This is a genomic window from Corallococcus llansteffanensis (assembly GCF_003612055.1).
Classification (GTDB): Bacteria; Myxococcota; Myxococcia; order Myxococcales; family Myxococcaceae; genus Corallococcus; species Corallococcus llansteffanensis.
Map to the genome: position 1 here is coordinate 1 of NZ_RAWB01000877.1, position 2,570 is coordinate 2,570.

Annotated in this window: 3 protein-coding genes; all 3 read left to right on the forward strand. The window is 70.4% G+C overall.

All coding sequences use genetic code 11. The features are described from left to right. Nucleotides 1-1,860: bifunctional aspartate kinase/homoserine dehydrogenase I (thrA, locus tag D7V93_RS41535; RefSeq protein ID WP_120648495.1), on the forward strand; the 1,860-nt coding region annotated here is incomplete at its 5' end. 53 nt (nt 1,861-1,913) lie between these two features. After that, nucleotides 1,914-2,282: a hypothetical protein gene (locus D7V93_RS41540; protein ID WP_147451629.1), complete on the forward strand. Its 369-nt coding sequence runs from the start codon at nt 1,914-1,916 to the stop codon at nt 2,280-2,282. Nucleotides 2,283-2,284: 2 nt separating this feature from the next. Then, on the forward strand, nt 2,285-2,570 hold a 286-nt coding region (locus D7V93_RS41545; RefSeq protein WP_120648497.1), incomplete at its 3' end, for a DUF2380 domain-containing protein.

Sequence of the window (2,570 nt, forward strand, 5' to 3'; positions counted from 1 at the left end):
ATGTCGCTGGGGCGGGGGGGTTCGGACTACTCGGCGGCGCTGGCGGCGGCGGCGCTGGACGCGCGGCTCTTGGAGATCTGGACGGACGTGGACGGCATCTTCAGCGCGGATCCGCGGCTGGTGCCGGAGGCGTTCGCGCTGGAGGAGGTGAGCTTCGAGGAGGCGATGGAGCTGGCGTACTTCGGCGCGAAAGTGCTGCACCCGAAGACGATTGCTCCGGCGCGCGAGCGGGGCATCCCGGTGCGCGTGTGCAACAGCTTCCGGCCGGAGCACCCGGGCACGCGGGTGACGGCCACGGCGCAGGCGGCGCGCCATCCGGTGCGGGGCCTGTCGTTCCTGCCGGACATCACGCTCATCAACATCGCGGGGGCGGGGTTGAAGGGCGTGCCGGGCACGGCCGCGCGCGTGTTCGAGGCGATGGCACGCGCGTCCATCTCCGTGGTGCTCATTACGCAAGGGTCCAGTGAGTCCTCGATCAGCTTCTGCGTGGGGCAGGAGGAGGGCGCCCGGGCGGTGCTGGCGCTGGAGGATGCGTTCGAGGTGGAGCGTGAGACGGGGAAGGTGGACCCCATCGAGCAGCAGCCGGGGCTGGCCGTGCTGAGCATCGTGGGGGATGGGATGCGGCACCGGGTGGGTGTCGCGGGCACGTTCTTCAGCGCGCTGGCGGACGTGGATTGCAGCATCGCGGCCATCGCGCAGGGCTCCAGCGAGCGGAGCATCTCCGCGGTGATTTCGCAGGTGGACGGGCCGCGCGCGATGGCGCACGTGCACCGCAAGTGCTTTGGCACCACGGAGATCGTGGAGCTGCTGGTGGCGGGCGTGGGCACGGTGGGCGGGGAGCTGTTGCGGCAGATCCACCAGCAGGCGCCGAAGCTGCGGGCGCACGGGTTGGACCTGCGGGTGTGTGCCATTGCCAACAGCCGGCACAGCCTGGTGGCGCCGGAGGGCGTGGCGCTGGACGGCTGGAAGGCGCGGCTGGAGGCGAGCGAGTCCGGCTTCACGCTGGACACGTTCCGCGCGTGGGCGAAGGCGCGGCGGCCGGGCCGGCCCATCTTCGTGGACTGCACGAGCAGTCAGGACGTGGCGCTGGGGTATCCGTCGCTGATGGCGTCCGGGCTGCATGTCGTCACGGCGAACAAGAAGGCGAATTCAGGGCGACAGGAGCACTGGCGGGCGCTGCGGGAGACGGCGTCGCGGCACCAGCGGAAGTTCCTCTACGAGACGAACGTGGGGGCGGGGCTGCCGGTCATCGACACGTTGAAGAACATGCTGCGCACGGGCGACACGGTGCACCGGGTGGAGGGCATCCTGTCCGGTTCGCTGTCGTTCATCCTGGGATTGACGGAGCAGGGGGTGCCGCTGTCGAAGGCGGTGGGCACGGCGATGGAGAAGGGCTTCACGGAGCCGGATCCGCGCGACGACCTGGAGGGCACGGACGTGGCGCGCAAGGTGCTCATCCTCGCGCGCGAATTGGGGCGCACGCTGGAGTTGGAGGAGGTGACGCTGGCGTCGCTGCTGCCGGAGGAGTTCGACGCGACGGGGCCGCTGCCGGAGTTCCTGGCGCGGCTGCCGCAGGCGGACGCGATCTTCCAGCGGCGGGTGGACGCGCACCGCAAGGAAGGCAAGGTGCTGCGCTACGTGGGCAGCGTGGGACAGGAGGGCGTGCGCGTGGGATTGGTGCCGGTGCCGCTGGAGCATCCGCTGGCGGCGGTGAAGGGCGGAGAGAACGCGCTCAGCTTCCTGTCCGAGCGGTACAGCCCGACGCCGCTGGTGATTCGGGGGTATGGCGCGGGCGCGGCGGTGACGGCGGCCGGGGTGTTGGCGGATGTGTTGCGATTGGTGGAGGGGCCGCTGCCCTGACGGTGTAGGGGTGTGGGGCGGAAGTGGAACCCGGGAGGGTGGAGATGGCGGAGATGGGCAAGGACGAGTTCGTCCAGAAGGTCGCTGAGCGGCTGGCGCGGATGCCGAAGGACACCGCGCCGACGGGAGAGCCGTACCATCTCCTGGAAGCAGCGACGGCCGACGGTGAGTTGCTGGGCCAGTTCTGGATGGAGGGGCCCGAAGGGGGCCTCCCGGTGTTCCAGAGCCGGGCGGATGCGCTCATGGCGGTCCGGTGCATGCCTTTGCCCTCGGAGCTCGGGGGATATGCGGAGGCCGCCGAGCGCTGGCATATCCGGGCCCTCTCCGGTGATGAGTTTCGCTATTTCTTTCTCAATCCGCACGTCACGCTCTACGTCGTCCTGACGGTGCTCGAATCCGGCATCGAAACGCGGCCTCTGTGAGCGTGCGAGCCCTGGCGTGCGGTGTGCTGGTGTTGCTGTTGACGGCGTGCGCGTCCAGCACGCCGCTCCAGCAGCGGTGGGACGCGGCGGAAGCGGAGTGCGGTGAAGCGCGGGAAGACGCCTGTGTGACCCTGCTGTGCGGGGACACGGCTTGCGGCTTCTATCGCTGTGAGGACGTGCCTGGGGAGGTGGTGCTGGCGCGGGGCCTTCCGCCCCGGCCGCCTCCCATGGCGGTGGCTCCCGCGCCGGGGAGTGGGCCCCGGCGCAACTGGGGTGGGGGGATGGATC